The sequence below is a fragment of the Paenibacillus sp. RUD330 genome (genome assembly GCF_002243345.2).
Lineage (GTDB): Bacteria > Bacillota > Bacilli > Paenibacillales > Paenibacillaceae > Paenibacillus_O.
Genome location: NZ_CP022655.2, coordinates 4,925,551 through 4,951,807, shown reverse-complemented (window position 1 = coordinate 4,951,807; position 26,257 = coordinate 4,925,551). Strand labels below are relative to the sequence as shown.

The 26,257-nt window shown below is 60.8% G+C and carries 25 protein-coding genes and 1 tRNA gene; 15 read left to right on the top strand and 11 right to left on the bottom strand.

Annotation, left to right across the window (positions count from 1 at the left end; genetic code table 11):
* The first annotated feature begins 92 nt into the window (after nucleotides 1-92).
* A complete protein-coding gene (gene mgrA, locus CIC07_RS22535; RefSeq protein ID WP_076357858.1) occupies nucleotides 93-1,091 on the top strand; it encodes an L-glyceraldehyde 3-phosphate reductase in 999 nt (332 codons plus the stop codon).
* A 197-nt stretch (nucleotides 1,092-1,288) separates the two neighbouring features.
* Here mgrA and CIC07_RS22530 read toward each other — a convergent pair whose 3' ends face one another.
* A complete protein-coding gene (locus CIC07_RS22530; protein WP_048746503.1) occupies nucleotides 1,289-1,507 on the bottom strand; it encodes a hypothetical protein in 219 nt (72 codons plus the stop codon).
* A gap of 216 nt (nucleotides 1,508-1,723) precedes the next feature.
* Between CIC07_RS22530 and CIC07_RS22525 the strand changes: the two genes are divergently transcribed.
* Nucleotides 1,724-3,256 carry a sensor histidine kinase gene (locus tag CIC07_RS22525; protein WP_076357859.1) on the top strand — a complete coding sequence of 511 codons (1,533 nt, stop codon included), beginning with the start codon at nucleotides 1,724-1,726 and terminating at the stop codon, nucleotides 3,254-3,256.
* Between the two features lie 189 nt (nucleotides 3,257-3,445).
* On the opposite strand, the gene CIC07_RS22520 is transcribed toward CIC07_RS22525, so the two are convergent.
* Nucleotides 3,446-3,880 (bottom strand): universal stress protein, encoded by a 435-nt coding sequence (locus CIC07_RS22520; RefSeq protein ID WP_076357861.1) that lies wholly within the window; start codon nucleotides 3,878-3,880, stop codon nucleotides 3,446-3,448.
* 266 nt (nucleotides 3,881-4,146) lie between these two features.
* Here CIC07_RS22520 and CIC07_RS22515 point away from each other — a divergent pair.
* Nucleotides 4,147-4,222, top strand: a tRNA-Thr gene (locus CIC07_RS22515).
* A 100-nt stretch (nucleotides 4,223-4,322) separates the two neighbouring features.
* Here CIC07_RS22515 and CIC07_RS22510 read toward each other — a convergent pair.
* The 3 genes from CIC07_RS22510 to CIC07_RS22500 all read right to left on the bottom strand — a co-directional run bounded on the left by CIC07_RS22510 (nucleotide 4,323) and on the right by CIC07_RS22500 (nucleotide 8,006).
* Nucleotides 4,323-4,583 (bottom strand): YkgJ family cysteine cluster protein, encoded by a 261-nt coding sequence (locus tag CIC07_RS22510; RefSeq protein WP_076357862.1) that lies wholly within the window; start codon nucleotides 4,581-4,583, stop codon nucleotides 4,323-4,325.
* A gap of 351 nt (nucleotides 4,584-4,934) precedes the next feature.
* A complete protein-coding gene (locus CIC07_RS22505; protein ID WP_076357863.1) occupies nucleotides 4,935-6,686 on the bottom strand; it encodes a vWA domain-containing protein in 1,752 nt (583 codons plus the stop codon).
* A gap of 24 nt (nucleotides 6,687-6,710) precedes the next feature.
* Complete coding sequence (locus CIC07_RS22500) at nucleotides 6,711-8,006, bottom strand: AAA family ATPase (protein ID WP_076357864.1); 1,296 nt, start codon at nucleotides 8,004-8,006, stop codon at nucleotides 6,711-6,713.
* Between the two features lie 217 nt (nucleotides 8,007-8,223).
* Between CIC07_RS22500 and CIC07_RS22495 the strand changes: the two genes are divergently transcribed.
* Nucleotides 8,224-8,727 (top strand): metallophosphoesterase family protein, encoded by a 504-nt coding sequence (locus CIC07_RS22495; protein ID WP_076357865.1) that lies wholly within the window; start codon nucleotides 8,224-8,226, stop codon nucleotides 8,725-8,727.
* 78 nt (nucleotides 8,728-8,805) lie between these two features.
* Entirely contained in the window at nucleotides 8,806-9,678 is an 873-nt protein-coding gene (locus CIC07_RS22490) for a hypothetical protein (RefSeq protein ID WP_076357866.1), read from the top strand.
* Between the two features lie 287 nt (nucleotides 9,679-9,965).
* Here CIC07_RS22490 and CIC07_RS22485 read toward each other — a convergent pair whose 3' ends face one another.
* Nucleotides 9,966-10,631 (bottom strand): NUDIX hydrolase, encoded by a 666-nt coding sequence (locus CIC07_RS22485; RefSeq protein ID WP_076357867.1) that lies wholly within the window; start codon nucleotides 10,629-10,631, stop codon nucleotides 9,966-9,968.
* A 162-nt stretch (nucleotides 10,632-10,793) separates the two neighbouring features.
* On the opposite strand from CIC07_RS22485, the gene CIC07_RS22480 reads away from it, so the two are divergent.
* Together CIC07_RS22480 and CIC07_RS22475 are read left to right on the top strand one after the other, a co-directional pair.
* Nucleotides 10,794-12,578 carry an ATP-binding protein gene (locus CIC07_RS22480; protein WP_076357868.1) on the top strand — a complete coding sequence of 595 codons (1,785 nt, stop codon included), beginning with the start codon at nucleotides 10,794-10,796 and terminating at the stop codon, nucleotides 12,576-12,578.
* Nucleotides 12,579-12,863: 285 nt separating this feature from the next.
* The gene (locus tag CIC07_RS22475) at nucleotides 12,864-13,949 is read left to right on the top strand and encodes an FUSC family protein (RefSeq protein ID WP_076357869.1); all 1,086 of its coding nucleotides are present in this window, start codon (nucleotides 12,864-12,866) and stop codon (nucleotides 13,947-13,949) included.
* A gap of 86 nt (nucleotides 13,950-14,035) precedes the next feature.
* Here CIC07_RS22475 and CIC07_RS22470 read toward each other — a convergent pair whose 3' ends face one another.
* From CIC07_RS22470 to CIC07_RS22450, 5 genes are all read right to left on the bottom strand, one after another.
* Entirely contained in the window at nucleotides 14,036-14,332 is a 297-nt protein-coding gene (locus CIC07_RS22470; protein ID WP_021879326.1) for a hypothetical protein, read from the bottom strand.
* 29 nt (nucleotides 14,333-14,361) lie between these two features.
* Complete coding sequence (locus CIC07_RS22465) at nucleotides 14,362-14,505, bottom strand: hypothetical protein (RefSeq protein WP_021879327.1); 144 nt, start codon at nucleotides 14,503-14,505, stop codon at nucleotides 14,362-14,364.
* 385 nt (nucleotides 14,506-14,890) lie between these two features.
* Nucleotides 14,891-15,490 (bottom strand): TVP38/TMEM64 family protein, encoded by a 600-nt coding sequence (locus CIC07_RS22460; RefSeq protein ID WP_076357870.1) that lies wholly within the window; start codon nucleotides 15,488-15,490, stop codon nucleotides 14,891-14,893.
* A gap of 17 nt (nucleotides 15,491-15,507) precedes the next feature.
* A complete protein-coding gene (locus CIC07_RS22455; RefSeq protein ID WP_076357871.1) occupies nucleotides 15,508-16,704 on the bottom strand; it encodes an MFS transporter in 1,197 nt (398 codons plus the stop codon).
* A gap of 41 nt (nucleotides 16,705-16,745) precedes the next feature.
* The gene (locus CIC07_RS22450; protein WP_076357872.1) at nucleotides 16,746-17,903 is read right to left on the bottom strand and encodes an MGDG synthase family glycosyltransferase; all 1,158 of its coding nucleotides are present in this window, start codon (nucleotides 17,901-17,903) and stop codon (nucleotides 16,746-16,748) included.
* Nucleotides 17,904-18,156: 253 nt separating this feature from the next.
* Between CIC07_RS22450 and CIC07_RS22445 the strand changes: the two genes are divergently transcribed.
* From CIC07_RS22445 to ppdK, 8 genes are all read left to right on the top strand, one after another.
* Nucleotides 18,157-19,131 carry an aldo/keto reductase gene (locus tag CIC07_RS22445; RefSeq protein WP_076357873.1) on the top strand — a complete coding sequence of 325 codons (975 nt, stop codon included), beginning with the start codon at nucleotides 18,157-18,159 and terminating at the stop codon, nucleotides 19,129-19,131.
* A 161-nt stretch (nucleotides 19,132-19,292) separates the two neighbouring features.
* On the top strand, nucleotides 19,293-19,439 hold the full coding sequence (locus CIC07_RS22440) for a hypothetical protein (protein ID WP_157741970.1): 147 nt from the start codon (nucleotides 19,293-19,295) through the stop codon (nucleotides 19,437-19,439).
* A gap of 128 nt (nucleotides 19,440-19,567) precedes the next feature.
* Nucleotides 19,568-19,741 carry a hypothetical protein gene (locus tag CIC07_RS22435; protein WP_217696600.1) on the top strand — a complete coding sequence of 58 codons (174 nt, stop codon included), beginning with the start codon at nucleotides 19,568-19,570 and terminating at the stop codon, nucleotides 19,739-19,741.
* Between the two features lie 771 nt (nucleotides 19,742-20,512).
* Nucleotides 20,513-21,493 (top strand): class II fructose-bisphosphatase, encoded by a 981-nt coding sequence (gene glpX / locus CIC07_RS22430; RefSeq protein ID WP_076357875.1) that lies wholly within the window; start codon nucleotides 20,513-20,515, stop codon nucleotides 21,491-21,493.
* An 82-nt stretch (nucleotides 21,494-21,575) separates the two neighbouring features.
* On the top strand, nucleotides 21,576-21,782 hold the full coding sequence (locus CIC07_RS22425; protein WP_076357876.1) for a hypothetical protein: 207 nt from the start codon (nucleotides 21,576-21,578) through the stop codon (nucleotides 21,780-21,782).
* A gap of 52 nt (nucleotides 21,783-21,834) precedes the next feature.
* Nucleotides 21,835-22,884, top strand: a complete 1,050-nt coding sequence (gene gap / locus CIC07_RS22420) for a type I glyceraldehyde-3-phosphate dehydrogenase (RefSeq protein ID WP_076357877.1) — start codon at nucleotides 21,835-21,837, stop codon at nucleotides 22,882-22,884.
* A 29-nt stretch (nucleotides 22,885-22,913) separates the two neighbouring features.
* On the top strand, nucleotides 22,914-23,093 hold the full coding sequence (locus CIC07_RS22415; protein WP_076357878.1) for a GapA-binding peptide SR1P: 180 nt from the start codon (nucleotides 22,914-22,916) through the stop codon (nucleotides 23,091-23,093).
* Nucleotides 23,094-23,096: 3 nt separating this feature from the next.
* The gene (gene ppdK / locus CIC07_RS22410; protein ID WP_076357879.1) at nucleotides 23,097-25,844 is read left to right on the top strand and encodes a pyruvate, phosphate dikinase; all 2,748 of its coding nucleotides are present in this window, start codon (nucleotides 23,097-23,099) and stop codon (nucleotides 25,842-25,844) included.
* The last annotated feature ends 413 nt before the right edge of the window (nucleotides 25,845-26,257 follow it).

Here is a 26,257-nt window from a genome sequence, read left to right as displayed (position 1 = left end):
AGCTCTTGAGGTATAATGAGCAGCATGGCAGGACGCCGTTTCCAGCTTGACCGCAGACGGCGATCATAGAGGTTCAAGGGAGGAAGATGGCGATGGGATATCAAGCTCATTCCGGACGGTACGAATCGATGAAGTACAACCGCGTCGGACGCAGCGGGCTGAAGCTGCCGGCAATATCGCTCGGATTGTGGCATAACTTCGGAGGGAACGACCGTTACGAGAACGGCAGGGAAATGGCGCGCAGGGCATTCGACCTGGGCATCACCCATTTCGATCTGGCGAACAATTACGGGCCTCCGCCAGGCTCCGCCGAAGAGAACTTCGGCCGGATGCTGAAGGATGACCTGGCGCCTTACCGGGACGAGCTCGTCATCTCGACCAAGGCGGGCTATTACATGTGGGAAGGCCCTTACGGCGAGTGGGGCTCGCGCAAATACATCCTCTCGAGCCTCGACCAGAGCCTGAAGAGGATGGGCCTGGAGTATGTCGACATCTTCTATCACCACCGTCCGGATCCCGATACGCCGCTCGAGGAAACGATGTCTGCCCTGGACCATGCGGTCCGTTCCGGCAAGGCGCTCTACGCCGGCATCTCGAACTACAGCGCGGAGCAGGCCAGGGAAGCGGCATACATCCTGAAGCAGCTCGGCACCCCGTGCCTGATCCATCAGCCGTCCTACTCCATGTTCAACCGCTGGATCGAGGACGGGCTTCAGGATGTGCTGGAGGAAGAGGGCATCGGCTCCATCGTCTTTTCCCCGCTGGCGGGCGGCATGCTGTCGGACCGCTATCTGCAGGGCATACCCGCGGATTCACGGGCCGGCGGCCCAAGCGTATTCCTGAGCGGCAGCCAGATCACCGAGGGCCGCTTGGCGCAGATCCGCGAGCTGAACGCTCTTGCCCAGGAGCGCGGCCAGTCGCTGGCGGCGATGGCGCTTGCCTGGACGCTGCGCGGCGGGCGGGTCACCTCCGCTCTCATCGGCGCAAGCCGGGTTTCGCAGATCGAGGACAATGTCCGCGCGCTCGACAACCTGGAATTCAGCGGAGATGAGCTGGAGAAGATCGAGGGCATCCTGCGCCGCGACGCTTGAGCAGCGGGAGGTCCGGGCTGGACGGGTCGGACAATCATGAATGAACGTCAAGCAGGCGCAAGGGAGAGCGACTCCCTTGCGCCTGCTTGTTCTGGTGCCGAATCCGTCGAGAGGCCGGACGAAAGTCCAAGCCTTCTGCCGGAGCAGGGAGGACTTCCCTGGAGGACGGCCCGGCCTGAGCCGCCTCCGGCAGAAGGCTAGCCTACTTCCAGATAGAGCTTCGTTCCGTCATGATATTGGAAGATCGCCACGTCGCGCGACATTTCGACGGAGGCGATCTCTTTCCATCGTTTGCGAAAATCGAAGTTGAGCTCAAGCTCCCTCAGCTTGCCCGGGAGCGCCTTCAGCGCTTCCTCCTGACCCGGGGGGTAGTAGACGGGGACAGAACGGTTTTTGAACGTGATCGGCTGCATCATATCGGACAGCACCCCCTTGTGAAATTAATCTTTCCTTGCCTTATTTTACATTAAACGCATTAAAGGAATATGAACGAAATAGGAACATTATTCAACAAGCATCGTTTCGGCGCCTGTCATTCGCGTGAACTCAGGGGGGAATGACAGGCGATGGATGATGAAGGCTGAGAATTGATGTAGAATGTAGGCATACAAAAGAAACTGACGGAGGCTGGCATGGCACTATCCAAAGTTTTCTTCATGAACATCAGCCTGCTTATCACCATCGCCTATCTGTTCAATCTCGGCTATAAAACCGCCTTCCAATGGCTGCGGCCCGGCATACAGGAGGCGCTGGCCTCCATCATCTTCATCGCATCCGGCTGGCTGACGATGGTTTTCGGCCTTCGGGTGAACGACCATATCCTGTTCGACCTCCGTTATGTGCCGCTGATCATGGCGGTCCTGATCCTCAGCAAGCCTTGGCAGATTATGGCCATCGGAATCGGGATCGGCATGGGCAGGCTTCTATTCGGCATCCATGCGGCCTCTCTCGCCGGCATGGGCAACATGTTCATCCTGGGCGCCGCCGGAGCGCTGCTCGCCTATTTCCTCGGCCGGAGCCGCTGGACATTTTTCCGGAAGGCCGTTGTGATCATACTCGCCATCAATCTGCTCAACTGCATAAACATTTCCTGGCTCGGCGTGCTTCCGCTGTCCGTCTATTGGAGCGAATACGCGCCGCTGACGCTGCTGCTCTCGCTCCTTCTCAGCGCCTTCTTCGTCTACATGATCCGCGACTTCAGCCTCGATCAGCAGCGGATGGTCGAGCTCAAGAATATGAACCTGATTCTGCGCAGGCAAACCAAGGAGCTGAGGGAAGCCAAGCGGGATCTGGAGGACAAGGCTCGACAGCTGCTGCTCTCGTCGCGCTACAAGTCGGAGTTCCTGGCCAACATGTCGCATGAGCTCAAGACGCCTCTGAACAGCATGCTCCTGATCTCGCAGCTGATCCAGGAGAGCGATGACGAGGCATACGGCGAGGAGGACAAGCGTTACGCGGGCATCATAAAAGCAGCGGGAGTGGATCTGCTCCATCTGATCGACGATATCCTCGATCTGTCGAAGGTCGAAGCCGGCAAGCTGCAGCTTACCCTGGAGAACGTTCCGGCCGTCGAGCTGCTGCATGCCGTCCAGGCGCAGTTCCAGCCGGTCGCCGACCGAAAGGGACTTCCGTTCCGGGTCGAGATCGAGCCGGATTCCCCGCAGCTGCTCCTGACCGACGCTCTGCGCGTCAATCAGGTGCTTCGCAATCTGCTGACGAACGCGTTCAAGTTCACCGAGTCCGGGTTCGTGGAGCTCAAGGTGTCCGGTGAACGCAGGGCGCTGCTCCCGGCACGGGACGAGGAGCTGTTCGGAGCCCGCGTGTCCGCGCGCTTGCGGAGCAGGGAGAAGCTCCGGCAGCCGATGCCGGCTCCGCCCGAAGTGGACTGGATCGTGTTCGCCGTCAAGGACACCGGCATCGGCATCGACAAGGAGAAGCAGAACCTCATCTTCGAGGCCTTCCAGCAGGAAGACGGCAGCATTACCCGCCAATACGGCGGAACCGGCCTCGGCCTCTCCATCAGCCTGCAGCTGTCCAAGCTGCTCGGAGGCATGCTCGAGCTGCAGAGCGACAAGGGAGAAGGCAGCACATTCATCTTCCGCATGCCTGCGGACAGCAGCTTCGCCGGGGCTGGAGCGGAAGGCGATGCACCGCAGCGAATATGAGCGAGAGCCCTTCGTCCCGCGGACGAAGGGCTGTTCTGCATCTTGAGCGGCATCTCATCCGCCGCCGAAAGACATGCAAAAGCGGAAAAGAACCGCCCGGCTCTTTTCCGCTTTTGTCCGCATCTCTCTATACAGCCGCGATGGAGCATGTCACAGCCGCGATGGAGCTCGTCCGGCTGGGATCTCCGCCTATTTGACGACGAGCACCGGAACCTTGGCATGCTGGGTCACGTAATGGCTGACGCTGCCCGTGAACAGCTCCTTGAAGCCGCCTTTGCCGTGGCTTCCCACGACGATAAGGTCGGAGCCGCGGTCAGCCGCGATCGAGGTGATCGTCTTGCCGGGATCGCCTTCGGCAATAAGCACCTCGATCGGAGTATCCGTGACCGAGGAGATGATGGTGCGGGCTTCCGCAGCTACCGTCTCGGCTTCGAGCTTCATGGATTCCGTTGCCGCGGGCGGCGAGCCCGCGACCGTCTCGCCAACGACGATCGGCGTCAGATTATAGACATGGACGACTTCGATCAGCGCTTTGAAGGCAGAAGAAAGCTCCAGCGCCGATCTCAGGGCACGGACGGACTGTTCCGAGCCGTCGTATCCGACAATGATTTTGGAATAGGGCATGTTCGATGCGCCTCCGTTCTGTTATGCTCGCTTCCGGTCCGGATCCATTCCGGCATCCTGATGCAGCGCGAGTCTTACTTGTCGTTACATTACCCGTGGCCGGCAAAGCGGAAACGGCGGACATAAATTCGTCACATATGCGGCCGCAGAAACCCGTCGACAAATGCTTGACATTATTCGCGAAAATGCGTATTCTATAAAAGTCGCCGCTGACGAAAACTTGTTGTAAAACATGGACAAGCAGACGTCGCGACAACCAATGATTTGCTGATGTAGCTCAGCTGGTAGAGCAACGCATTCGTAATGCGTAGGTCGGGGGTTCGAATCCCTTCATCAGCACCATTTTCAACTTTTCAGGATTCATTCCCTTCGCAAAAACGTTGTTTTCGACATCTGTCGGGAGCGGCGTTTTTTTATTTTTTCCGACAAAATCTCCCGGTCGTCATGCGCCGGGAGCGGTGGCTTTTTCCAGCCATTTCAGATAAGCGAGGGCCTCGTCGCGGGAATCTCCGCACATGTCGGCGGATGCGTGAAGCTCGCCGCATACGGCCGGCCTATCGGGCTTGCCGAACAGGGCGCAGCGCAGATCCGGCAGCAGCTGCACGCAGGGAACTCCGGCGGGCTTGCCGTCAGGCATGCCCGGAATCGGAGACGAAATCGAAGGGGCGATGCAGCAGGCGGCGCAGCCGCTTCGGCAGATCATAACGAATCACCTCTTTGCATAGAATAGATTCAAGCGCCCGTGCAGGCCGGACACGAGGTTTGTGAAAGCGCTTCACGGGGTAAAACAAGTCAACTACGCTCCGTCTAAACGGCGGCCGCAAGGGCCATAATGAATCCATTACGGAAAACAGGGAGAGATGTCTCATGATTCGACGGGAAGGCCATTTGCTGACCGGATTGTTGAACGGACTGGCTCTGTCGCTGCCGTTTTGGGCGGCCTGCGCGGCATGGCTGGCGACCCGCTGAACGCTGTTCAAGGCGGCTGGCGGCAAGGACGGCGAAAAGAAGCAAGCCGAGGCTGCGCGAAAGGCGCAGCCTCTTTGGCATGGGATCAAAGGCGCCGTCTCCGCCGGCGGTCCTCCTGCTTTTCGCCCGATGCGGCGAAGACGTCGAGCAGAAGGCTTCCTGCTTCGGCATCGCGGGAATCCCAGGCCTGCGCGAAGCGGACCCGGTGAGAGACTCCCAGGATATCATATTCGGCGGCAAGATGCTGTCTTGCCGAGCCGACGATCAGCGTATGCAGGCGCACGCTCCTGCGGGCGGAGAGCCTTGCGAGACGCTCCCGCAGCGGGGGAGTGATCTCTCCGACGCCGTCGGTCAGCATGACGAAATCGGCGGCGGCAAACCCGCGAACATGCTCCACGATGTCGATGCCTCTCGCAAGGGGAGCGTCGAAGTTCGTGCCGCCGCCGTAAGCGAGGGAGGCGATGCCGTAGAAACGGTCCCAGTCGGGCCGCTGATGATAGAGGCGATGCTCGATGACCTCGCCCTTCGCGCCGAACAGCAGCAGCGTGAAGTCTCTGCGTTCCGCCAGCGCGAACGCGGCGAATGCGGCCGTGAACACCTGGACGAGACGGAGCTTGGATCCGCGCATCGAATGGGATGTATCCATCATGCATATGACCGGGCCGCGCTGGGATTCCTCGGCCTCATCTTCCGGAGAATAGGCCAGCAGCTTGCGGTCCAGCAGCTTCATCAGGAAATAGGGCTCGAAGTCGGGATCGGCAAGCAGGCTCGCTTCTCCCGGAAGCATGCGGGCGATGTCGCCGGCGAGCTCCAGTCCTCCGTAAGCCTCATGGACACGCAGCGACGAGGCTTTCTTGCGCATGGCTTTCAGCGAGTGCACGCTGCGGCCGACAGCCTCCAGAAAAGCGAGCAGATCCTTGCGGCTCCGCAGCTGCTCGACCCAGCGGCTGTACTCCTCGAACGTCTGGCGCCGCAGGCGTCCGAGCTCGCTTCCCCAGCGCCGGTTGGCCAGCCGCTGGCTCGCCTGCATGAGCCCGAAGATGTCGCCGCTGTCCTTGCTCTCCCGCTCCAACGAGCCCCGCAGCGACTGTCCGAGCCAATCGCCGAGCTCATCCTCGATGCGCTGCATGGCCGCCGCCTCGCGGGCGCTGACGCGGGACAGGCGACGTTCAAGCTGCTGCAGCTCGGCTTCGGCCTTGGTCAGCTTGGCCCGCAGCTTGTCGCGGCGCAGATAGTCGGTCCGCATCGCCTCGCGCAGCTGCTCGACCCGCTGCCGCAAGGCGCGGCGCTCCTCGAGATCCAGCGGGCGGCTGTCCTGCTCGCGCTGCTTGTCCTCTACCGTCCGCCGGCCCTGCTGCAGCCGGTAGCCGACGAGCTGCAGCTGCTCCAGCTGGCGCTCGCTGAGCCGCTCCTTCAGCTCCCCGGAGGCCTCGCTGCCTCCGGGGCCCTTAGCCTGCTCGCCGGCCGCAAGGATCGGCCGTTTCTCCCGTTCCCGCCGCTTCGCCTCCTCCTCGTAGGATTCCGTCAGCCATGACAGCGCCTTGAGCGCCGTCTTGAACGAAGCATTCACTTCGCCGATCGTCCGCGGATGGATGAGGCGGTAGAAATGCTGCCGACGCAGGGAGGCCAGCATCCAGCGATGGAACGGATCGCCTCCGACGGGATGCTCGAAGACGGGCTCCGCCAGGTAGAAGCTCATGAAGAAATCGGCGAACAGCTCCAGATCGAACCAGCGGGCTTGCCGTTCGGCTTCCTTCATCCATTCGCGGGCGGTCCGCGAGGAGCGGACGAACGCGTCGAACTGATAGCGGTCCACCCGGGCGCTGCGAATCAGCATCGGCCCGCCTCCTTCCGTTTGCCGTCAAAGGGTATAGTCATAGGAAACGCCGGGAATATCCTTGTCGAACAAAGTGCGGTACAGACCTTGGAGCTGCTGCAGGACCTTCTCGCCTCCGATGCGCAGATGCGTGAAGCGGACGGCGTATTCGTCGGCATGAAGGATGAAAACCGATTGCGACTCGATCCATGCGGGCAGCTGCTTCTCCTTCTCCTGCCAGGCGACCAGACGTCCCTGCAAGGAACGGGCCGTTTCCTCGAGCTCGCTTCTCGCCTCGTCCGTCATTGAAACGAGCCGTTCCGCCTGCGTGCGGCCGAGGGAAGAGCCGACCTCCTTGCGGAATTGGAAGCCGCTCAGCTCTTCCTCGCGGGACAGCCATTTCTGGAGCGTGTCGCGGTAGGAGGCCAGAGGCAGCTCCTTGTCCATCTCCTTGGCGAGCAGCTCCTGCCAGACGCCGGCAAAAATGCCGCGCAGCTCCTCGAGGTCCTCGGGGAAGTCCCAGAGCAGATGCGGAGTCAGCACCGTATCCCAGACGCTGACGGCATCGCGGCCGTGGATAGCGGCGCTTACCTGCCAGGTGCGGCCGATCCGGCGCCAGCGGCGGTCCGATAGGATATATTCCTTTTCTTCCATCAAAGTCTTGAGCCGGAACAGCATGACGAGCACGGGCTCCGGCAGGGCGGCCCCGGCGGCGGCATCCTGGATGCGCCGGACATCGCCGGCATCGAGCAGTGCGGGAGGCGGCGTATCCGGCCCCTGGAACATCCGCTCGAAGCTGGCGATCTGCTGGAGATAGCGGGTTTCGTAGCGGAAGAGGAAGCGGTCGTATAGGGCGGCGAGCCCTTCCTGCTCCTCCGGCAGCTCGTTGGACGCAGCTATGAGCGAGAGCAGGGGCACTTCCTTGGCTTCCGCTCCATTGTAGAAGATCCGCTCGTTCAGAATCGAGAGCAGCGAGTTCAGGATGGCGCTGCTCGCCTTGAAGATCTCATCGAGGAAGGCGAAGCGGGCTTCGGGCAAATAACCCTGCGTCTGGCGGACGTACCGGTCCTGCTTGAGCTGCTGCAGGGAGACGGGACCGAACAGCTCGTCGGGCGTCGTGAACCGGGTCAGCAGATAATCGAAGCTGCGGCTGCTGCCGAACAGGGCGGCAGCGCTCCGGGCGAGCTGGGACTTGGCGGAGCCCGGAGGCCCGACCAGCATCAGATGTTCGCCGCTCATCAGCGCCAGCAGGAGAACGCGGATCAGCTCCTCGCGTTCCTGGAAGCGGTTCTCCAGATGGGCGGCGGCTTCGCGAAGCTTATTGGGTATGTTATGGCTCATGGCGAATACAGCCCTCTTGCCGAAGCGGCGCCGGCGGGTCTGCTCGATCCCCCTTGTTCTTGTTCGGATGCCGCCGTAGCGGTCTTCTTATTGTACCAGAGCGGCCCCGCGGAATACGAATCGCCGCCGGCGCGGAAAGCGTTGTTGAAGCGTATCGGGACGGATCCTGTTTGTGCTAAGCTGGAACCAAAGCTGCGAGAAGAAAGGGGATGGACCCATGCGGATTGGACTCGTGTCGGATACGCATCTTGGCGCTTCGGCATCCAAGCTGCCGGATGCGCTTGTGGAAGGGCTGCGGGGAGTGGATTATATCCTACATGCCGGAGATTGGACGCATCCCCGCGTCGCCGGCCTGCTGGAAGACATCGCGCCGGTGGACGGAGTAGCGGGCAACAATGACGGTCCCGAGCTCGTGCGCCGCTACGGCAGGCGCAAGCTGATCGAGCTCGCGGGCTGCCGGATCGGCATCGTTCACGGCGATCTGGGCCAAGGCCGATGGACGGAGCAGAAGGCGCGGTCCCATTTTCCCGACGACGGGGTCGGCCTGATTCTGTTCGGCCACTCCCATGCTCCTTACAGCAAGCGGGAGGGAGACCTGCTGCTGTTCAATCCCGGCTCTCCGGTCCAGAAGAGGCGCCAGCCCCGCTATTCTTACGGCATTCTGGAATTGTCGGACGGGCGGATGCACGCGGAGCACCGTTATTACGACGACCGGAGCTGAGGGGAGCGGAAGGCACTAGCCCGAGGGCGGCTGCATATCCTGTGGTAGCAACCTATGGACCAGGGAGGGCCTTCCACGATGATAATTCCCAATTTTCCAAGCGATCTGCTTGAAGAACACCGCCGGTGGCATCATGCCAACCATGTCATGGACAACGACAATCCCCCGATCGGATGGGGAGACAGGTTCCTGAACTTCCATCGGCAATATATCCGCAAGGTGCTCGACTGGTACCGCGGCCAAGGGCTCGACATGTCGCTGGTGGCTCCGTGGAGCGAAGTTCCGCAAGGCATCCGCATGTCCTCCTGCTACGACGGGAACGGCGAGATGCGCGTCCGCTACCAGCCGCAGTCCTTTGCGACGGCGGATGACCTGGGGCGCTTCATCGAGCACATCCACGCCTGCATCCACGATGCCGGCTCCGAGGTGCTGAGCGAGCCTATCCTGCGGGATCTGGACATCGCCCCGCGCTCGACCTACTTCTACCAGATTCACGGCATGATCGACAACTGGTACTCCAACTGGCAGCGGAGCCAGGGGTCGGGCGGATTCCCGGGCGGCCTATCGCCGCAGCCCGGCTTCATGCCTGGTATGCAAGGCATGGGAACGATGCCCGGAATGCAAGGCATGGGAAACATGCCCGGAATGCCCGGCATGCCGGGCTTGAGCGGCTTCGGAGGCGGAGTGCCCGGGCCGGGAGCTCCGGGACCGATTCCCGGCCTGCTGAGCAGCATCGTTCCGGCGGGAAATGTCCGCAAGAAGGCTTCCAGGCGCGGAGGCGCCCGCAAAGCGGGTACGGGATCAGCCCGAAAGGCTGCCCGAGGAGCGGCCCGCAAAGCTGCGAAGGCTGGCAAAGCCGGCAAAACCGTCAAGGCTGCCAAAGCCGCGAAAGCCGCGAAAGCCGTGCAAACAGCCAAGGCGCCAAGGCTGCCAAAATCGCGAAAGCCGTGAAAGCCGTGCAAACAGCCAAGGCGCCAAGGCTGCCAAAATCGCGAAAGCCGTGAAAACAGCCAAAGCAGCCCGGCAGGGCAGAGGCGGCCTGCATTCGAGCAAGCTGCCGGGCAGCTCCCGATAGCATTGCCGCATGCGCTATCCCTGCATGCTCCCGCAGCAGCCGGCGGCGCAATCTACATCGCCGCTCGCATGGCGAATCCGTCTGCGTGAAGGCGGCCGGCCCCGGCGCGCCTAGCCCAAAAAAGCCTTGCCGGCTCCCGATGGAGAAGGCAAGGCTTTTTGGTTCAAGGAAGCTCGCTGAGGCGCCGGAACAGCGAGGCGTAGTAGCCGGCCGGACGAGGAACGAAGTCCTCGGAGCGCAAGTTACGGGTGACCGGGACAAGCCCGGATTCGGATAAGGCCGTATCGGCTCCCTCTCCCGCGAGCTCGGGCCATTCGGCTCCCTGGACGGTTAGCTCGTCCAGCCTGCCTTCGAACAAGCCGATCAGTCCCTCGGCAGGAGCCTCGTAGATTCCGGCTACCTCCTCATGCTGGAGCCGGTGCTCCAAAAGGGGGAGGGCGCAGCGCAGGGCGAACTCCTCCGATCGTTCGTGATCCACGAAAGGAACGCCTCCCGCTATCCCCTCCGACCTTTCGACCGAATAGCCGAGCGGCAGCAGATCCTCATAAGCGGCGGATATTCCAAGCTCCTCCTCAAGCTCGCGGACGGCATCGCGGATATCCTCCCCTGCGGACAGATGCCCGGCGGCCGTAATATCGTACAGGCCGGGATAGGTGTCCTTGCTCTGCTGCCGCTTCTGAAAGCGGATGAGGGCGCCTTCGCCGGCGCCGCGGACGAGCCAGCAATGGAAGGAGCGGTGGCGCAGGCCGAGCCGGTGCGTTTCGGCGCGGGTGGCCGTTCCGATGCGCGTCCAGCTCTCGTCGTAAATATCGAACCTTTCTTTTTTCATGGGCGGATTCCTTTCATCTGCTGCTGCGGTGAGCGGATAGAACGTCTTAGCCGGAAAGACGATTGTTCATTCCAAAAGGATTTTTCGCGGGTACGTCGAATTCCAAGGCAAAATCCATTTTTTTGCAGCCCATTTCTTATACAGAACGGGATGATCTCGACGATGCAGCTTGACCATGCCTTCTACATGTCCTTAGCTTATACGATCATCGTCTTCTCCGCCTATACGATGTTCAGCATGGTTGGTAATTTGAACAGCCGCCGCCCGTTCCGCCATTACTGGTTTCTCGGATCCTCAGCCGTATTCGCCCTCGGCGTGTGGTCCATGCATTTCGTCGCCATGCTGGCTTCCAATTACCTGGTATCGATTACGTCGGAATCCTACCTGGCGTTGTTCCTGCTTGGAGGAGCGGCTTATTCCGCCTTTCTGCTGCTTGGAGACGGGGAGACGAGCAAACTCCGACTGGCGCTTTCTTCCCTGATCATCGCCTCTTCTGTCGCTTTCATGCACTACATGTGCGTCTTGATGCATCATGTCCGGCTTTTCGACTTGAATCCATCGCTGCTGGCCGCCGGTCTGGCCGTCTTGCTGGCCGGCACCTACACCTCCTTGCATGTCTATATGAAGCATGGGGGCAAACGCCGGTTTCCGGCCAGCTTCGTCTTCGGAACAGGGGCGATCGCCTTCCATCTGCTCGCCCTGGAGTCCCTCAGCTACGGCCGCGGCTCGTCGGAGCAGCCGACCGCCCGGATCGACCAGTACCTGATGTTCATGGGGCTGCTGCTTGCCCTTGCAGCGGTCATCATCTTCAGCTTCAGCATCGTCGCCTGGGTTGCAGACCGCCGCTACGGGCTGATCAATGAGCGCTACAAGCTGCTTGTGGAGAATTCCATCGATATGATTGCCGTCATCAGCGGAGGCAAGTGGGAATTCGTGAACCGTTCCGGACTGAGGATGTTCGAGGCTGCGGATGAATCCGACATGGTCGGCAAGTCGGTCTACCGGTTCCTGTGTCCGGACAGCCACGAGCGCCTGCGCAGCCATCTGGCCCGCCACCCGCGCGGTGGCAAGCAATCAGGCAAGCCGTCCCCCCAAGCTCCCGCGGTCGCGATCGAGCTGGACTGGCTCACATTGGGAGGCCGGCCGATCAGCACGGAGCTGATTCATTCGGAATCGACCTTCTCCGGCCAGCCGGTGGCGATCGTCATCATCCGCGACATATCCGAGCGCAAGAAAAACGAGGAGCTTCTGATCAACTCCGAGAAACTCTATGTGGCCGGGCAGCTCGCAGCCGGAATCGCGCATGAGATCCGCAATCCGCTCACCTCGCTGAAAGGGTTTCTGCAGCTGATCGCAAGCGGCCGAACGTCCGGCAGTCCCTACTTCGACATCATGAAATCCGAGCTCAACCGGATCGAGAACATCGTCAGCGAGCTGCTGATGCTGTCCAAACCGCAGGTATATGAGATGGATTATACCGACGTGCGCGAAATCATGCTCGACACCGTGCTGCTTCTGGAGTCTCAAGCTTCCCTCTACGGCATCGAGATCGAGGCCGTCTACGGATCGGAGCCGCTCTGGATATACGGCGTCGAGCCGCAGGTGAAGCAGGTGTTCATCAATGTGCTCAAAAATGCGATCGAGGTCATGGTCGAAGGAGGCAAGATCATCATCGCCACCGAGCTCAGCGAGGAAGAGGTGCTCGTCACGGTCAAGGACGAGGGGCCCGGCATCGACGAGGAGCAGCTGTCCAAGATGGGCCAGCCCTTTTATACGACCAAGGACAAAGGAACGGGGCTTGGCCTGATGGTGTCCTACAAGATCGTGGACAACCACAAGGGAAGGATCCGGGTGGCGAGCGAGCTGGGAGAGGGAACTTCGTTCCAGATCTATCTGCCCTACTGCGCGGACGCGAGAAGAAGCTCTCTGGGCGGCCTGGGCTCGTGACGCGAAGCCGGAGCGGAGAAGCGCGGAGCAAGGGGTGCAGATGGGAGCGCAGATCGGGATTCATGCCCGGTCCGCGCTTCTTTTTTGATCCAAGCGGCGCGGGTCTGTCTCCAGACAGGGAGTCATGCCGGGGCCAGGTATAAATTGAAATGAAAAAAATGTACAATATAGCAGTTGCCCGAATTCGAGCGGGCATGGGATACGTTACAGGCAATGGAGCAACAGGGTATAAGAGGAGAAGCAAGCATACCCATTCGCTGCCTGAGAAGGAGGATTTCAACCCTTATGACCATCGGGGCCCGAGTGCTAAAAACCGGCATCGCCGTTGCGCTGGCCATCTACCTGAGCGAGCTCTTCCAGTTCAGCTCTCCGATTCTGGCTGCCGTGTCAGCCATATTCACCTTGCAGCCGTCCATTTTCCGCTCCTGGCAGCAGGTGAGCGACCAATTCCAGACCAATCTGCTCGGCGCGATGATCGCGCTGGGAGCCGTTCAGCTCATCGGCAACAATCCGATCGCGGTCGGCATTGTCATCATATCCGTCATACTCGTCAGCATCCGCTTGAAAATGGAATCGACGGTGGGGCTGACGCTCGTGACTGTCGTGGCCGTCATGGAAGCCAATGCGACCGGCTGGATGTTCGCCGTGGAGCGTTTCCTCCAGGTATTGACCGGCATGGGCGCGGCATTCGCCGTCAACGTGCTCGTCTTCCCGCCGAGGCCGCGCAAGCAGTTCCACAGCGACGTGCACCGCTCCTACCAGCAGCTGTCGCTGCTCCTGCGCACCTCCATCTCCGACGAGATGAAAGAGCAGGTGTACAACGACGAGAAGGCCAAGCTGCACGGGACGATCGGCAAGCTGGACGAACGCTACAAGGTGCTCGTGGACGAGCGCTCCCTGCGGGCTTCCAGCCGCGCCGAGCGGGCGCGCCAGCTGCTGCTGGCCAAGCAGCTCATCAAGGCGGTCACCAAGGGAGCCGATCTGCTGGACGTCGTGGAGGAGCATTACTTCGCTTCTCCCGGAGCGGAGGATTGGGCGGTCAAGCTGGATGCCCAGATCGAGGAGCTGACCAAGTACCATGAGCATCTGCTGCTCAAGCTGGACGGGAAAATCAAGCCGCATGCCTGCGTGCCATCGGAAGCGATTACCGGAACCAGGCTGGCCCGGCAGCTGACGGATTACCTGCGGGAGGATCCGGATCAGCACCGGCGGCTCGTGTTCGTCGCCGCCGCGCTGTTCGAATACGGCTATCATCTCCGTCGGCTGGAGAAGATCATCGATCAGGTGCACAGCAGGGACCGGGAGGCGGAGGACGGCCGCCCGGCGCTTGCCGCCTCCGAAGAAGCGGAGCCGAGCCAAATCAAGAATTGATCCGTTCGGCTTCGGCAATGAGTTCCGCTTGGCCGCCGTAAAAAAGGCGTACCCACCATCAAGAGGGTACGCCTTTTGCGCATCGCTTATTCGTCTCCGCGATGCTCTTTGTGCTTGTGGCGGCGCGGATGCTGCAAGTGGTTCTCGGGGTCGTTCGCGCTGTCATGCGGAATTTCGCGAGGGTCCGTATGGCCGGCATGATGGTTGCTGAATTCAAGCTCGGCCAGCTTCCACTCCGTCGTTCCCCACATCGGATCCGCGGGGAAGGCATCGCCGCGCTGCAGCTTTTCCTGACGGCCCCACTGGTTCGTATAAACGCCGTCGACCTCGACATGCTCCCCCGAGATCGGCTCCATTTCGTTATGGCTAGGCTTCTCGCTCATGCGATCCCTCCTGAGTGTATAGGGTCTGGTTAGACGCCGTGCTTGCGGACAGCGGCGGCATCCGCTTCGGACTGCTTGGCGCTGGCCGCGGCTTTGCCCTTGCCGGAGCGATCTGCTTCCGACTGGGCTTTGCGCGCGAAGGTCTGCTTGAATGAAGGCTGTTCGCCGGACATGGCCATCCTCCTTTCGCGGGAGATGCCTTTACAGTTTGTGTAGGCGAAGCGGCCCCTAATCGGCATCGAAGCGGCCAATATCGACCATAGACGGGAAAGGGATGCCTGACGGGAAGGGAAGCCGGACTTTACGGACAGACAGCCGAGCGGGCGGCAAGGCGCGAACGCCAAAAAAAAGCCCCGTCTGCCGGACGGGGCCGCTGAAAAAGAGCGTAAGCGCGAATTCGTTGTGGTAAGCGGATGCGGTCGCCTGTGTCCCCCGGATTTCAACCGCCGACAGCGCAGCGATCGGAGAAACCGGGGGCTGACGGCGACAGCGATCGGAAAAACAGAGCCGTCGGCAGCGACACGATTTCCAGTTGCCTCCCGCCGGACAGGGCTTGTCTTATTTGGCCAAGTAACGGGTTTCGAGTCTTTTTCCGCCCAGCCACATGACGACAATGACGCATACGGCAAGCACGATGCGCCACGGGGCCAGATCGCCGATATTGAAGCTCAGCAGGGAGATGATGAAGATCATGACCGCCTTGCCGAGCACGACCGCGACGAAGAAGGTGCGGAACGGGACGCTGCTGAGGCCCGATGCGATATTGACGAGCACCGAAGGAGAGAACGGGAAGCAGGCGAGCAGGAAGATCGGCGTGAAGCCCCGGCGCTCCAGCCAGTCGAAGAAGACGCCCACGCGCGGAAATCGGCGCTCCAGCCACATCCCGAGGCCGCCGCCCATGGAGCGCGCGATCCAGAAGACGCAGATGGAACCCGCAGAGACGCCGATCCAGGAATAGAGGAAGCCCCAGCCCAAGCCGTAAATATTGGCATTGGCCGCAATGAACAGAAACAGCGGCAAAAAAGGCATGAATGCCTCGGCGAGCGGCAGCAGGATTCCCGGCAAAGGGCCGTAGGAGGAAAACTGCTGCAGCGAATGCTCCAGCTGCTGGGGGTTCATGGTCTTGATTTCGCGGATCCAATCCTGGACGATGCTCATGCTTTACACAACCTGTTCTATTTGGGATCGAGCTTGCCGGCTTCGGCCAGCGGGAGAAAGCAGTAGCAGACGCCGATCAATCCGAACAGCAGAGCGCTGATCCAGACGACGAAGGGCTCTCCTCGCCAGGACGCGATCAGCCCTCCGAGGACCGGTCCGACCATGCCGCCGACGCCTTCCACGGTGCTGAGCAGCCCCCAGCCGAGTCCTTGCTGGCCTGGAGGAACGTAGGCTGCGAGCAAAGCGTTCCATGCCGGCAGGACGGCTGCATAGGACAAGCCCAGCAGAGCGGCGATGACGATGCAGAGCCATAGGCCCGAAGCGTAGGCGAGAGCATAGAGCGCGGCCGCGACGGCGAAAAAGCCGATGACGAGAAACCAGCGGCGGAACGACCGCAGCCGGTCCGACAGCTTCCCGAACGGGACGAGCCCGGCGAGCGTGAATACGCCTCCGGCTGTCAGCAGGAGGGAGTATTGGGCGCCGGTCAGGCCCAGCCGGCCGGTGGCCAGCGTCGGGAGCACGGTCACGAGCATGCCGGCGCCGGCCGTCTGCAGCACCATGCCCGGAAGCAGCAGCTTGATCTGTGACAATCGCTGCTTCATGGCGGGCAGCTGCTCCCGCAGCGGCACCCGCTCGACGGCCGAGCGCTGCTGTCCGCTGATGAAGAGCGACAGCGCCGACGCCAGCAAGACGCTGGAGAGGATCATCAGATAAGCCGCGCGGCTGCTGTGGTCCATTACTATATTACACACAATCGGCCCGGCGCCAAGTCCCCCAAGCCAGATCATGTATAAAAATCCCATCTGGGCCGCTCTCCGCTCCTCTGTCACCTGGGTCAGGCATACGATCCAGATCGGCGAGATTCCGATTCCGTAAATGGCGGCCGCGACGATGAACAGCCAGGGAACGTCCGCGAAGGGAAGAAGAACGACGCCGGCGACCGATGCGACCATGCCCGCCATGACGACGAAGCGGATGGAGAACCGGTCCAGCAAATAGCCGATGGCCATCTTGAGCACGGTATCGGTGAGATAATGCGCCGTAATGGCGGCGCCTACCGCATCCAGCGTAAGGCCGAGCTCACGCTTGCCGTACAAGGGCAGGAAGCTGATCAGGACGGCACCGCGCGCGAATTCCACGAGCAGAAGAATGACGGCATAGAGGGGGATCTCGGTTCCTCCGATGCCAAGGGAGCGGTTCAGGAATCGATTCATGGACGGGTTCCTCCTTGCTCGGCTGGTAAGGCCTGTTGCCATTAAGTATACCCGCCCAGACGCCATAGCAAATCCTCGGCGACGGCATCCGCGCCGCCGGGGAGGCCCAGAGAGGAGCTTGCGGACCTTCTCTCGGTAAGACGTTCGGGACTGGCAAAGAGTTTCATGATTTCCTCCGCGAGCCGGGCGGGGGACCGGACGATTTCCACGGCTCCCTTGGAAGCGAGGTAGGAGGCGTTGCCGAGCTCTTGTCCCGGCACGGGGCGATAGACGAACAGCGGAACCCCGGCGGCCAGCCCTTCGGCCAGCGTGAGGCCGCCGGGCTTGGTCACGAGGCAGGAGGCCAGGGGCATGAGCTCGGGCATCGTCTCGACATAGCCGAACAGATGCAGCCGCGGCCGCTCCGGATGCCGCTCGAACCTGCGGGCAGCCGATGCCCGGAGAGCTTCATTCCGTCCGCAGACAACGGCGATCTGGAGATTCTCCATCCTCAGGAGGCGGCTGCAGGCGTCGAGGATTCCGCTCATGACGCCGCTGCCTCCGCCCATAATCAGCACGAGCGGCAGGCGGGGGTCGAGGCCGTAGCGTGCGAACGGCTCCGCTGCCCGCTCGGAGCTCTCCTGCATGCGGAAGCCCTTTTTGACCGGAATGCCGCTGACGCAGATGCGCGAGCCGGCGATGCCCAGAGCATGAAGCTCCCGGCCGAAGTCCTCGGTAGGCACATAGTAGCGGTCGATGCCGGGATGCACCCAGCGGCAATGAAGATCGAAGTCGGTGACGACGGCTGCGGTGAGCATTCCGGGAAGAAGCGTATGCTTGAAGGCGAGGCCGGCGAACAAGGGGAAGGTATGAAGCACCGCGTCGGGACGCTCGCGCAGGAGCACCTGGCGCAGCTTGCTGCGCCCGAAAGAATGCAGCCATGCTCCGAACCTGGAATCCGGCTTCATCGGCCGGGTGCGGTCGTAGAGCCAGCCGTATAAGCCGGGCATGACCGTATAGCTGGAGCGGTAGGCGAGACGGGTCATCTCATTCAGAAGCGGGTGGGCTTCGGCCATCAGATCGATCAGCACCGTCCGGTCGTTGCCTTTGCGGGCGAGCGATTCCTTCACGGCCAGAGCGGCTTGAAGATGGCCTTCTCCATAAGAAGCGTACAGGATCATCAGCTTGGGCTGCCGGTGCGGAAGCTCTGCGTGCTGCATGGTCACGGTGGCACCTCCTGGGGCGTAAATATGTCTGTCTTCCAGTATACGGGCCTCTTGTAAACGTAAGATCAGAAGGAGATGGAGATTTTGAAATTTGCCGGGAGGGTTGTTTTTGGCGTCATCCAAACGGCGGCATCGGCTGATTCGCATCGCAGATTATGCGCGGCATCGATTTATGGTATAAAGGAATAGTCTGCCAGCCATCTTGCCATAGATCCTCATTTCACTCGAAAAAAGGAGTTGGAAAGCGATGGAATACACTACGCTCGGACGAACGGGGCTCAAGGTGAGCCGCCTGTGCCTGGGAACGATGAATTTCGGCGTCGGCACGGAGGAGAAGGATGCCTTCGCCATCATGGACGCGGCGTTGGATGCCGGCATCAACTTTTTCGATACCGCCAATATTTACGGCTGGGGCGAGAATTCCGGCCGGACGGAAGAGATCATCGGACGCTGGTTCGCCCAGGGAGGCGGCCGCAGGGAACGGACCGTGCTCGCGACGAAAGCCTATGGCGACATGCACGACAGCCATGACGGCCCCAACAGGCAAGCCGGACTGTCCGCCTACAAGATCCGCCGCCATCTGGAGGGCTCGCTGACCCGCCTGCAGACGGATCACATCGAGCTGTACCAGATGCATCATATCGACCGCAGCGTCCGCTGGGACGAGCTGTGGGGGGCCTTCGAGACGGCTGTCGCCCAAGGCAAGATCGGCTACGTCGGCTCCAGCAACTTCGCCGGCTGGGATCTCGCGGTCGCGCAGGGAGAGGCCAAAGCCCGCGGCTTCCTGGGGCTTGTCTCGGAGCAGCACAAGTACAACCTGCTGACCCGCCTGCCGGAGCTCGAGGTGCTGCCTGCCGCCAAGGCGCTCGGCATCGGCGTCATTCCTTGGAGCCCTCTCGACGGCGGCCTGCTCTCCGGCAACATCCGCCGCGGCGACGCCGGCCAGCGCAGCGGCGACAAGCGCTGGGAGAAGCACAAGGACCAGCTGGAGCAGTATGGCCGTCTGTGCGACGAGCTGGGCGAGACGGAGGACCTGGTGTCGCTGGCCTGGCTGCTGCATCAGCCGGCTGTGACGGCGCCGATCATCGGCGTGCGGACGCTGGAGCAGTTCGAGCGCTCCCTGCGCGCGGTCGAGCTGCAGCTGGACGAATCCGTCCTGCAGCGGATCGACGAAATCTTCCCCGGCCCGGGCGGGGAAGCTCCGAACGCATACGCCTGGTAGGAGGCGTTTCGCCGAGGCGAGTGCTTGTGTTGGACGGGAGATAAGCGGAAACCAGATGGTTTTTAGAGGCCAGAGGCCTTCAGGCCGTCCCTTGGGGACGGCCTTTTTTGGGTTTGGGGGAGTTTTCAAGCGGACGGGCGGCGTGATGCAGCGGGAGGAGGGTGGACCGAAAAGAAGGGCGGAGGGGGAGAGAGGAGAAAGAGAAAAAGAGAGAAAGAGAGAAAGAGAGAAAGAGAGAAAGAGAAAAAGAGAGAAAGAGAGAAAGGAGAGAGGACGGTGAAGAGAAGGGAGAGTACGAGAGAAATTAGAGAGGACGGTGAAGAGAAGGGAGAGTACGAGAGAAATTAGAGAGGACGGTGAAGAGAAGGGAGGGTACGGGAGAAATTAGAGAGGACGGTGAAGAGAAGGGAGAGTACGGGAGAAATTAGAGAGGACGATGAAGAAAAGGGAGAGTACGGGAGAAATTAGAGAGGACGATGAAGAAAAGGGAGAGTGGAGGAGAGCAGAGAGAAAGGAGAGAAAGGAGAGAAAGGAGAGAAAGGAGAGAAAGGAGAGAAAGGAGAGAAAGGAGAGAAAGGAGAGAAAGGAGAGAAAGGAGAGAGACTGGTAAAGAGAAGGGGGGATTAGGAGAGAAAGGGAGAGTGCGGGGAGAAGAAAAAGGGATGAAGTGAACCGGCGCCCATTGTTGACCTATCCGACAGAAAGGCGTTATTGGTTTGCAACCTCATTCCCTGAGACTGCTCATGCTTATGCAAGCAACCTCATTGACCTATCGGACATAGGATCCGTTATTTTCGAGGTTTTCGCTCATGGACGCATTTATCGGACATAGGATCCGTTATTTCTACAGTTTGTATCGTTATATAGTTAATAGTTCACAAATAACGGATCGTATGTCCGATCCGTATAGGAATGTGTTGGTTTTCGGCCGAATAACGGATCGTATGTCCGGAACGCAAAGACAAGTATGTTTTCGAGTACCTGACTCGAATATTCAATGCAGACCGGGATGGAATGGTTTGGGAAAACAAATTAACGGATTGAGTGTCCGATCCCCATCGAATGTCTGGTCCCCATGGACTGTCCGATCCCCATGGAATGTCTGCATCCCCAAGGAATGTCTGCATCCCCATGGAATTCCCTTAGAATCTCGCTAGGCCGCCTTGAATGAGCGGTCTATTTATTTGCAAAGGGAACAAAGCAATCTTCCAAGGCAGGCTTAATAGACTATCCTCCCAGTATTCAACGGGAGGCAAATTCCATTAGGAGTCATTAATAATGCTTTATTCGCCTATTGTGCGTCATATATAAAATATGATACATTAATTCCGGAAAGATCCGGATGCGATCCGGCAGTAGAAAAGAAGAAGGGGACGAGGGCATGGAGCGGGAACTGGCATTGGAAGTTGTGCGCGTAACGGAGTTGGCCGCGTTGGCATCGGCGCCCTGGGTTGGAAGGGGCAGCAAAAATCAGGCGGACCTCAGCGCGACGGAAGCGATGAGGAGGATGTTCGGATCGGTTCCTGTCCGCGGCACGGTGGTCATCGGCGAAGGCGAGATGGATGAGGCTCCGATGCTGTACATCGGCGAGAGCGTCGGCCGCGGCAGCGGTCCGGAAGTCGACGTGGCCGTCGATCCTCTGGAAGGGACGGAGCTGGCGGCTCGCGGCTTGAACGGGGCTTTGTCCGTGCTGGCGATGGCGCCGAGGGGAAGCCTGCTCCACGCTCCGGATATGTATATGGAGAAGCTCGCTGTCGGACCCGCGCTCTCGGGCAAGCTCAGCCTGCTGGATCCGCTGTCCGTCACCATGCGCAAAGCGGCCCGAGAGCTTGGCAAGCCGCTCACCGAGCTCACGGTCGCCATCCTCGACAGGGAGCGGCATGAAGCGGCGATCAGCGAGCTGCGGAAGCTTGGCGTCCGGATCCGGATGCTTCCAGGCGGAGACGTGGCGGGAGCGATGGCGACTTGTTATCCCGAATCCGGCGTGGATATTTATGCGGGTTCCGGAGGAGCGCCGGAAGGCGTGCTGGCAGCGGCGGCGCTGAGATGCCTTGGAGGAGAGCTGCAAGGAAGGCTGCTGCCTGAGGACGAGGAGCAGGCCGGACGCTGCGCCGCAATGGGAATCGCCGACGCCAGCCGCGTCCTGGGCATGGACGACATGGTCGGAACCGGCGACGTTATTTTCGCGGCAACGGGCATCACGCAGGGAGACTTCCTCGACGGAGTCCGCTATCTTCCGGATGGAACGGTTTGGACCCACTCAGTCGTGATGCGCGCCGAAACCCGCACGCTGCGGCATATCCAGACGCGTCATGACTTGTCGCTCAAGGTCGTCGACGGGGGCCGCGAGGCGGCAGTCTGACCGGAGGTGGGTGTGCTTATCGAAGCGCTAGTGCCGATGCGCGCTTATGAATGTACTTATGAATGTGCTTATGGAAGTGCTTATGGATGTGCATGTAGATGTGCTTATGGGTGTGCCTGCGAATGTGCTCATGGGTGTGCCTGCGAATGTGCTCATGGGTGCGCCTGTCGATGTGCGAGTGCCGATCTGCTTGGAGCGGCGAAGGATTCTGGCGTTGAAGAAGCACAGCGAGAAGCTCATCATCTGCTTCGGAATGAACGCGGCGGGAAGGACTTTTCATACCCTATGAGGCGTCATATTGAATAATAGGCATCATATTTGCGGGAAATGGAGGGATGGGAATGAAAGTTGCGATCAGCGGAACCGGAAGAATCGGCAGGCTGTGCATCAGGCGCCTGATCGACCTGAAGAAGGACGGAATCGAGCTCGTTGCGGTCAATACGACCTGCACGGCCGCCGCGCTGGCCCATCTGCTGGAATACGACACGGTGCACGGCCGCTGGAAAGCGGATATCGCCGCTGCCAGCGAGCAGGAGCTGCTGATCAATGGCAGCCGGCTGGCGCTCGTATCGGAGAGGGACCCTTCCCGTCTTCCGTGGAGACAGCTGGAGATCGGGCTTGTCATCGACGCCACAGGAGCGTTTTCGGCCAGAGCGATGCTGGATCTGCACCTAAGCGCAGGCGCTTCCAGAGTATTGCTCACTTCTCCCGGCGAAGCCGATCTGACCGCGGTAATGGGAGTCAACGAAGCGGATTTCAACCCTATGGAGCATCGGATCGTATCCGCCGCCTCCTGCACAACGAACTGTCTGGCGCCTGTGCTGAAGCTTGTTCATGAAGCCTTTGGCATTCGCGAGGGATGGGCGACTTCCATCCATGCGTTCACGAACGACCAGAACCATATGGACAATCCGCATCGCGACCTGCGCCGTGCCCGAGCCTGCGGCTCCTCGATCGTGCCGGCCGCGACGGGCATGTCGAAGGCGCTGAAAGAGGTGCTGCCGGAGCTGGCATCCCGCATTCAGGGCACGGCGGTCCGAGTGCCGGTGGCAGACGTTTCACTGCTGCAGCTGCAGCTCGTGCTGGAGACGAATGCCGGCGAAGAGGCGGTAAAGGCTGTCTTTCGGGATGCAGCCTCAGGCAAGCTGGGCGCTTATGTCGGCTACAGCGAGCTGCCGCTTGTGTCGGCAGACTATATCGGCTGCTCCAAGTCGGCCGTCGTGGACGGGCTCAGCGTGATGGTCCGCGACCGGAGCATCCAGCTCATGGCCTGGTATGACAACGAATGGGGCTATGCCTGCCGTGTCATCGATCTGGCGGCGCTGATCGCCCGAGGCTGCTGCGAGCAGCCGTCCAGCAAGCAAGCTCAAGAAGCCGGCGGCGCCCGGTAATCCAATTTGCGACAGGAGAGATGGACAGGATGAACGCTCAGCCGAAAGCCGTTTCCGCAGCCCCGCTCGAATATGGACTTGTTTTGTGCAAGCATTGCAACGAAATCATGTATACCCTTCCTACGAACGGAGTCAAAACCTTCTACGGCGTGTGCGAATCCTTGAATTGCCGCGAGCAGGCAGCCGGCCGTCCGGAAGGGAGGGAGTAGGCGATGGCGATCAAGTATGCCTATTTTTTCGAAGAAGGAAATATCGGGATGAAGGAGCTGCTCGGAGGAAAAGGAGCCAATCTGGCCGAGATGACGGCAGCCGGCGTTCCGGTGCCTCCAGGCTTTACGGTGACGACCGAGGCTTGCCGGGATTATTTCCGCCTCGGCGAGCATCTTGCCGAAGAAATGTGGGCGCAGATCTCGGATGCCCTCCTTGCGCTGGAAAATAAGACCGGACAGAAATTCGGGGACCGCATGAATCCCCTGCTCGTATCGGTCCGCTCGGGCGCGGTGGCCTCCATGCCCGGAATGATGGATACGATTCTCAATCTGGGGCTGAGCGACGAGACGGTGGAGGCGCTGGCCGAATCGACCGGCAACGAGCGGTTCGCGTACGATTGCTACCGCCGGCTGATCCAGATGTTCGGGGAGGTTGTGCTCGGCTTGGACAGCTGGCGCTTCGAGCAGCTGCTGGAGAAGCTGAAGCGGGAGAAAGGCTGCAGGGAGGACCAGCAGCTGAGCGCGGATGCTTGGAAAGCGCTGATCTCCTCCTATAAAGCCTGCATCCAGCAAGAGTCGGGCAGGCCGTTTCCGCAGGATGTGAGGGAGCAGCTGCGAATGGCGGTCGAGGCTGTGTTCCGCTCGTGGAACAACCAGCGGGCTAAGGTCTATCGGCGCATCAATCGGCTTTCCGATTCGCAAGGTACGGCAGTGACGATTCAGAGCATGGTGTTCGGCAACCGGGGCGAGGATTGCGGGACGGGAGTTGTCTTCACCCGCGACCCATCCACGGGAGACGCCAGCCTGTACGGGGAGTTCCTCGTGAACGCTCAGGGCGAGGATGTCGTCGCCGGCGTGCGGACGCCGCGGCCGATCAGCGAGCTTGCCGCCGCCATGCCGGGCGTATATGAGGAGCTCGCCGGCTGGTGCGCCAAGCTGGAGCGGCTGCATGGGGATATGCAGGACATCGAGTTCACCGTCGAACACGGACGCCTCTTCCTGCTCCAGACCCGGACGGGCAAGCGCAATGCCCAGGCTGCTTTGAAGATAGCCGTCGATCTGGTCCGCGAAGGCCGGATTGCCCGAGAGGAAGCGGTGCGCAGGATGGACATCTCCCATCTGGAGCAGCTGCTGCACCGGGGCATCGATGAAACCGCAGGGGTACGGCCGCTGGCCTGCGGCTTGCCGGCGTCTCCCGGAGCGGCGATCGGTATGGCTGTATTCGATGCGGACCGCGCCGACGCCTGGGCTCGCGAAGGGAAGCCGGTCATTCTCGTGCGGCCGGAGACGACGCCTGACGATATTCACGGCGTCCTGGCGGCCGAGGGCATCCTGACGAGCCGGGGCGGGATGACAAGCCATGCGGCGGTCGTCGCGCGAGGCATGGGCAAGCCCGCCGTATGCGGCTGCGAGGATATGGCCGTCGATCTGGAGGGCAGGCGGATGAAGGCTGGCGGGCAGCTCATTCGGGAAGGAGATTGGATCACTCTCGATGGAGGTGCCGGACGCGTCATCGCGGGCCAAGTGCCTTTGCGGGAGCCGGCTGCCACGGAGGAGCTGCTGGAAGTGCTCGGCTGGGCCGACGGAATCCGCCGGCTCGCCGTGTACGCCAATGCCGATACGCCGGAGGATGCCCGGACGGCTCGCGGCTTCGGAGCCGAAGGCATCGGGCTGTGCCGGACAGAGCATATGTTTTTTGCCCCCGAGAGGCTGAAGGTCATGCAGCGCATGATCGCGGCCGAGACGACGGCGGAGCGGGAGGAGGCTCTGGCCGAGCTGCTGCCGATGCAGCAGCAGGACTTCGAGGCGATATTCGAGGCGATGGATGGCCTTCCATCGACGATTCGCCTGCTGGATCCGCCGCTGCATGAGTTCCTCCCGGGAAAAGAGGAGCTTCAGCGCAAGCTGGAAGCCGATCTAGAGAAAGAGGAGCGCAGCCGGCTGCAGAGGCTGCTGCGCATGTCGGATTCGCTGCGCGAGAGCAACCCGATGCTGGGGCAGCGAGGCTGCCGGCTCGGCATCGTTCATCCGGAAATCTACCGCATGCAGGCGGAGGCCGTCTGTCTGGCTGCCGCCGCCTGCCTTGCGCGCGGCGTGGACGTGAAGGCGGAGATCATGGTGCCGCTTGTCGGGACGGCTGCGGAGCTCAGCCTTCTGCGCGCCGATATCGAAGAGGTCATTGCTCTCTTGCTAACCCCTGGACAGCGTCAGGCTTGCCCCATTTCCATCGGCACGATGATCGAGGTGCCGCGGGCGGCGCTGACTGCTCGATCCATCGCGGCTCATGCGGATTTCTTTTCGTTCGGCACGAACGATTTGACGCAGATGACCTACGGCTACAGCCGCGACGATGCCGAGGGCAAATTCCTGGCCCATTACGTTGAGCGGCGTCTGCTGCCGCATAATCCATTCCAGGTGCTGGATGCGGAAGGCGTGGGGCAGCTGATCGCCATGGCCGCCCAAGCAGGACGGGAAGCTCGTCCCGGGCTCAAGACCGGCATTTGCGGGGAGCATGGGGGAGACAGGGATTCCATCTTCTTCTGCCACTCCATCGGCCTCGATTATGTCAGCTGCTCGCCTTACCGTATTCCGATGGCCCGGATCGCGGCCGCTCAGGCGGCGCTGGCGGCAGAGGAAGCGCAGAAGACGCAGGCTGCGCGAGCCATGGACTCGGCAGAAGTGTCGGAGTCGGCACCATCTACGAAGCAAATTCAATCAGCGGAGCCGCCACCGGCGATACAGGCGATGTAGTTAGGCAGGCAAAACAGATGAACAGGTAAGCAGATAAACAGGTGAAACAGGCAAGCAGGCAAATAGGTGAGCAGGCAAATAGGTAAGCAGGAGAATAGTTGAATAGGCAAGACAGGTAAAACAGGCAAACTCGCAATAGAGGAAAAGCAGGTAAACAGGCAAATAGTTAAATAGGTAAAACAGGCAAACTCGCATTAGAAGCAAAACAGGTAAAACAGGCAAACTCGCAATAGAGGCAAAACAGGTGTACAGGTTAAACAGGTAAACAGGTAAGCAGCAGCTCCATCCCATTTGGCGGCAAAAACAAGGCTTGGAGGGCTTGTATGGCCTATTGCCTTGATGTCCCGACAGCCGGCACAGCCGCGTGAAGCAGGAAGCAGGGATCGTGCTCTAGTCTGAGCCATGCGCTCCCC

Excerpts from the sequence above, each read along its gene's own strand:
- CIC07_RS22525 (WP_076357859.1), top strand. The coding sequence starts at position 1,724 with ATGGCACTATCCAAAGTTTTCTTCATGAACATCAGCCTGCTTATCACC.
- CIC07_RS22480 (WP_076357868.1), top strand. The coding sequence starts at position 10,794 with ATGCAGCTTGACCATGCCTTCTACATGTCCTTAGCTTATACGATCATC.
- CIC07_RS22455 (WP_076357871.1), bottom strand. The coding sequence starts at position 16,704 with ATGAATCGATTCCTGAACCGCTCCCTTGGCATCGGAGGAACCGAGATC.
- CIC07_RS22425 (WP_076357876.1), top strand. The coding sequence starts at position 21,576 with ATGGATGTGCATGTAGATGTGCTTATGGGTGTGCCTGCGAATGTGCTC.
- CIC07_RS22445 (WP_076357873.1), top strand. The coding sequence starts at position 18,157 with ATGGAATACACTACGCTCGGACGAACGGGGCTCAAGGTGAGCCGCCTG.
- ppdK (WP_076357879.1), top strand. The coding sequence starts at position 23,097 with ATGGCGATCAAGTATGCCTATTTTTTCGAAGAAGGAAATATCGGGATG.
- CIC07_RS22510 (WP_076357862.1), bottom strand. The coding sequence starts at position 4,583 with ATGATCTGCCGAAGCGGCTGCGCCGCCTGCTGCATCGCCCCTTCGATT.
- CIC07_RS22460 (WP_076357870.1), bottom strand. The coding sequence starts at position 15,490 with ATGAGCATCGTCCAGGATTGGATCCGCGAAATCAAGACCATGAACCCC.
- CIC07_RS22475 (WP_076357869.1), top strand. The coding sequence starts at position 12,864 with ATGACCATCGGGGCCCGAGTGCTAAAAACCGGCATCGCCGTTGCGCTG.
- CIC07_RS22505 (WP_076357863.1), bottom strand. The coding sequence starts at position 6,686 with ATGCTGATTCGCAGCGCCCGGGTGGACCGCTATCAGTTCGACGCGTTC.
- glpX (WP_076357875.1), top strand. The coding sequence starts at position 20,513 with ATGGAGCGGGAACTGGCATTGGAAGTTGTGCGCGTAACGGAGTTGGCC.
- gap (WP_076357877.1), top strand. The coding sequence starts at position 21,835 with ATGAAAGTTGCGATCAGCGGAACCGGAAGAATCGGCAGGCTGTGCATC.
- CIC07_RS22495 (WP_076357865.1), top strand. The coding sequence starts at position 8,224 with ATGCGGATTGGACTCGTGTCGGATACGCATCTTGGCGCTTCGGCATCC.
- mgrA (WP_076357858.1), top strand. The coding sequence starts at position 93 with ATGGGATATCAAGCTCATTCCGGACGGTACGAATCGATGAAGTACAAC.
- CIC07_RS22490 (WP_076357866.1), top strand. The coding sequence starts at position 8,806 with ATGATAATTCCCAATTTTCCAAGCGATCTGCTTGAAGAACACCGCCGG.
- CIC07_RS22520 (WP_076357861.1), bottom strand. The coding sequence starts at position 3,880 with ATGCCCTATTCCAAAATCATTGTCGGATACGACGGCTCGGAACAGTCC.
- CIC07_RS22485 (WP_076357867.1), bottom strand. The coding sequence starts at position 10,631 with ATGAAAAAAGAAAGGTTCGATATTTACGACGAGAGCTGGACGCGCATC.
- CIC07_RS22500 (WP_076357864.1), bottom strand. The coding sequence starts at position 8,006 with ATGAGCCATAACATACCCAATAAGCTTCGCGAAGCCGCCGCCCATCTG.
- CIC07_RS22470 (WP_021879326.1), bottom strand. The coding sequence starts at position 14,332 with ATGAGCGAGAAGCCTAGCCATAACGAAATGGAGCCGATCTCGGGGGAG.
- CIC07_RS22415 (WP_076357878.1), top strand. The coding sequence starts at position 22,914 with ATGAACGCTCAGCCGAAAGCCGTTTCCGCAGCCCCGCTCGAATATGGA.
- CIC07_RS22465 (WP_021879327.1), bottom strand. The coding sequence starts at position 14,505 with ATGTCCGGCGAACAGCCTTCATTCAAGCAGACCTTCGCGCGCAAAGCC.
- CIC07_RS22435 (WP_217696600.1), top strand. The coding sequence starts at position 19,568 with ATGAAGAAAAGGGAGAGTACGGGAGAAATTAGAGAGGACGATGAAGAA.
- CIC07_RS22450 (WP_076357872.1), bottom strand. The coding sequence starts at position 17,903 with ATGCAGCACGCAGAGCTTCCGCACCGGCAGCCCAAGCTGATGATCCTG.
- CIC07_RS22530 (WP_048746503.1), bottom strand. The coding sequence starts at position 1,507 with ATGATGCAGCCGATCACGTTCAAAAACCGTTCTGTCCCCGTCTACTAC.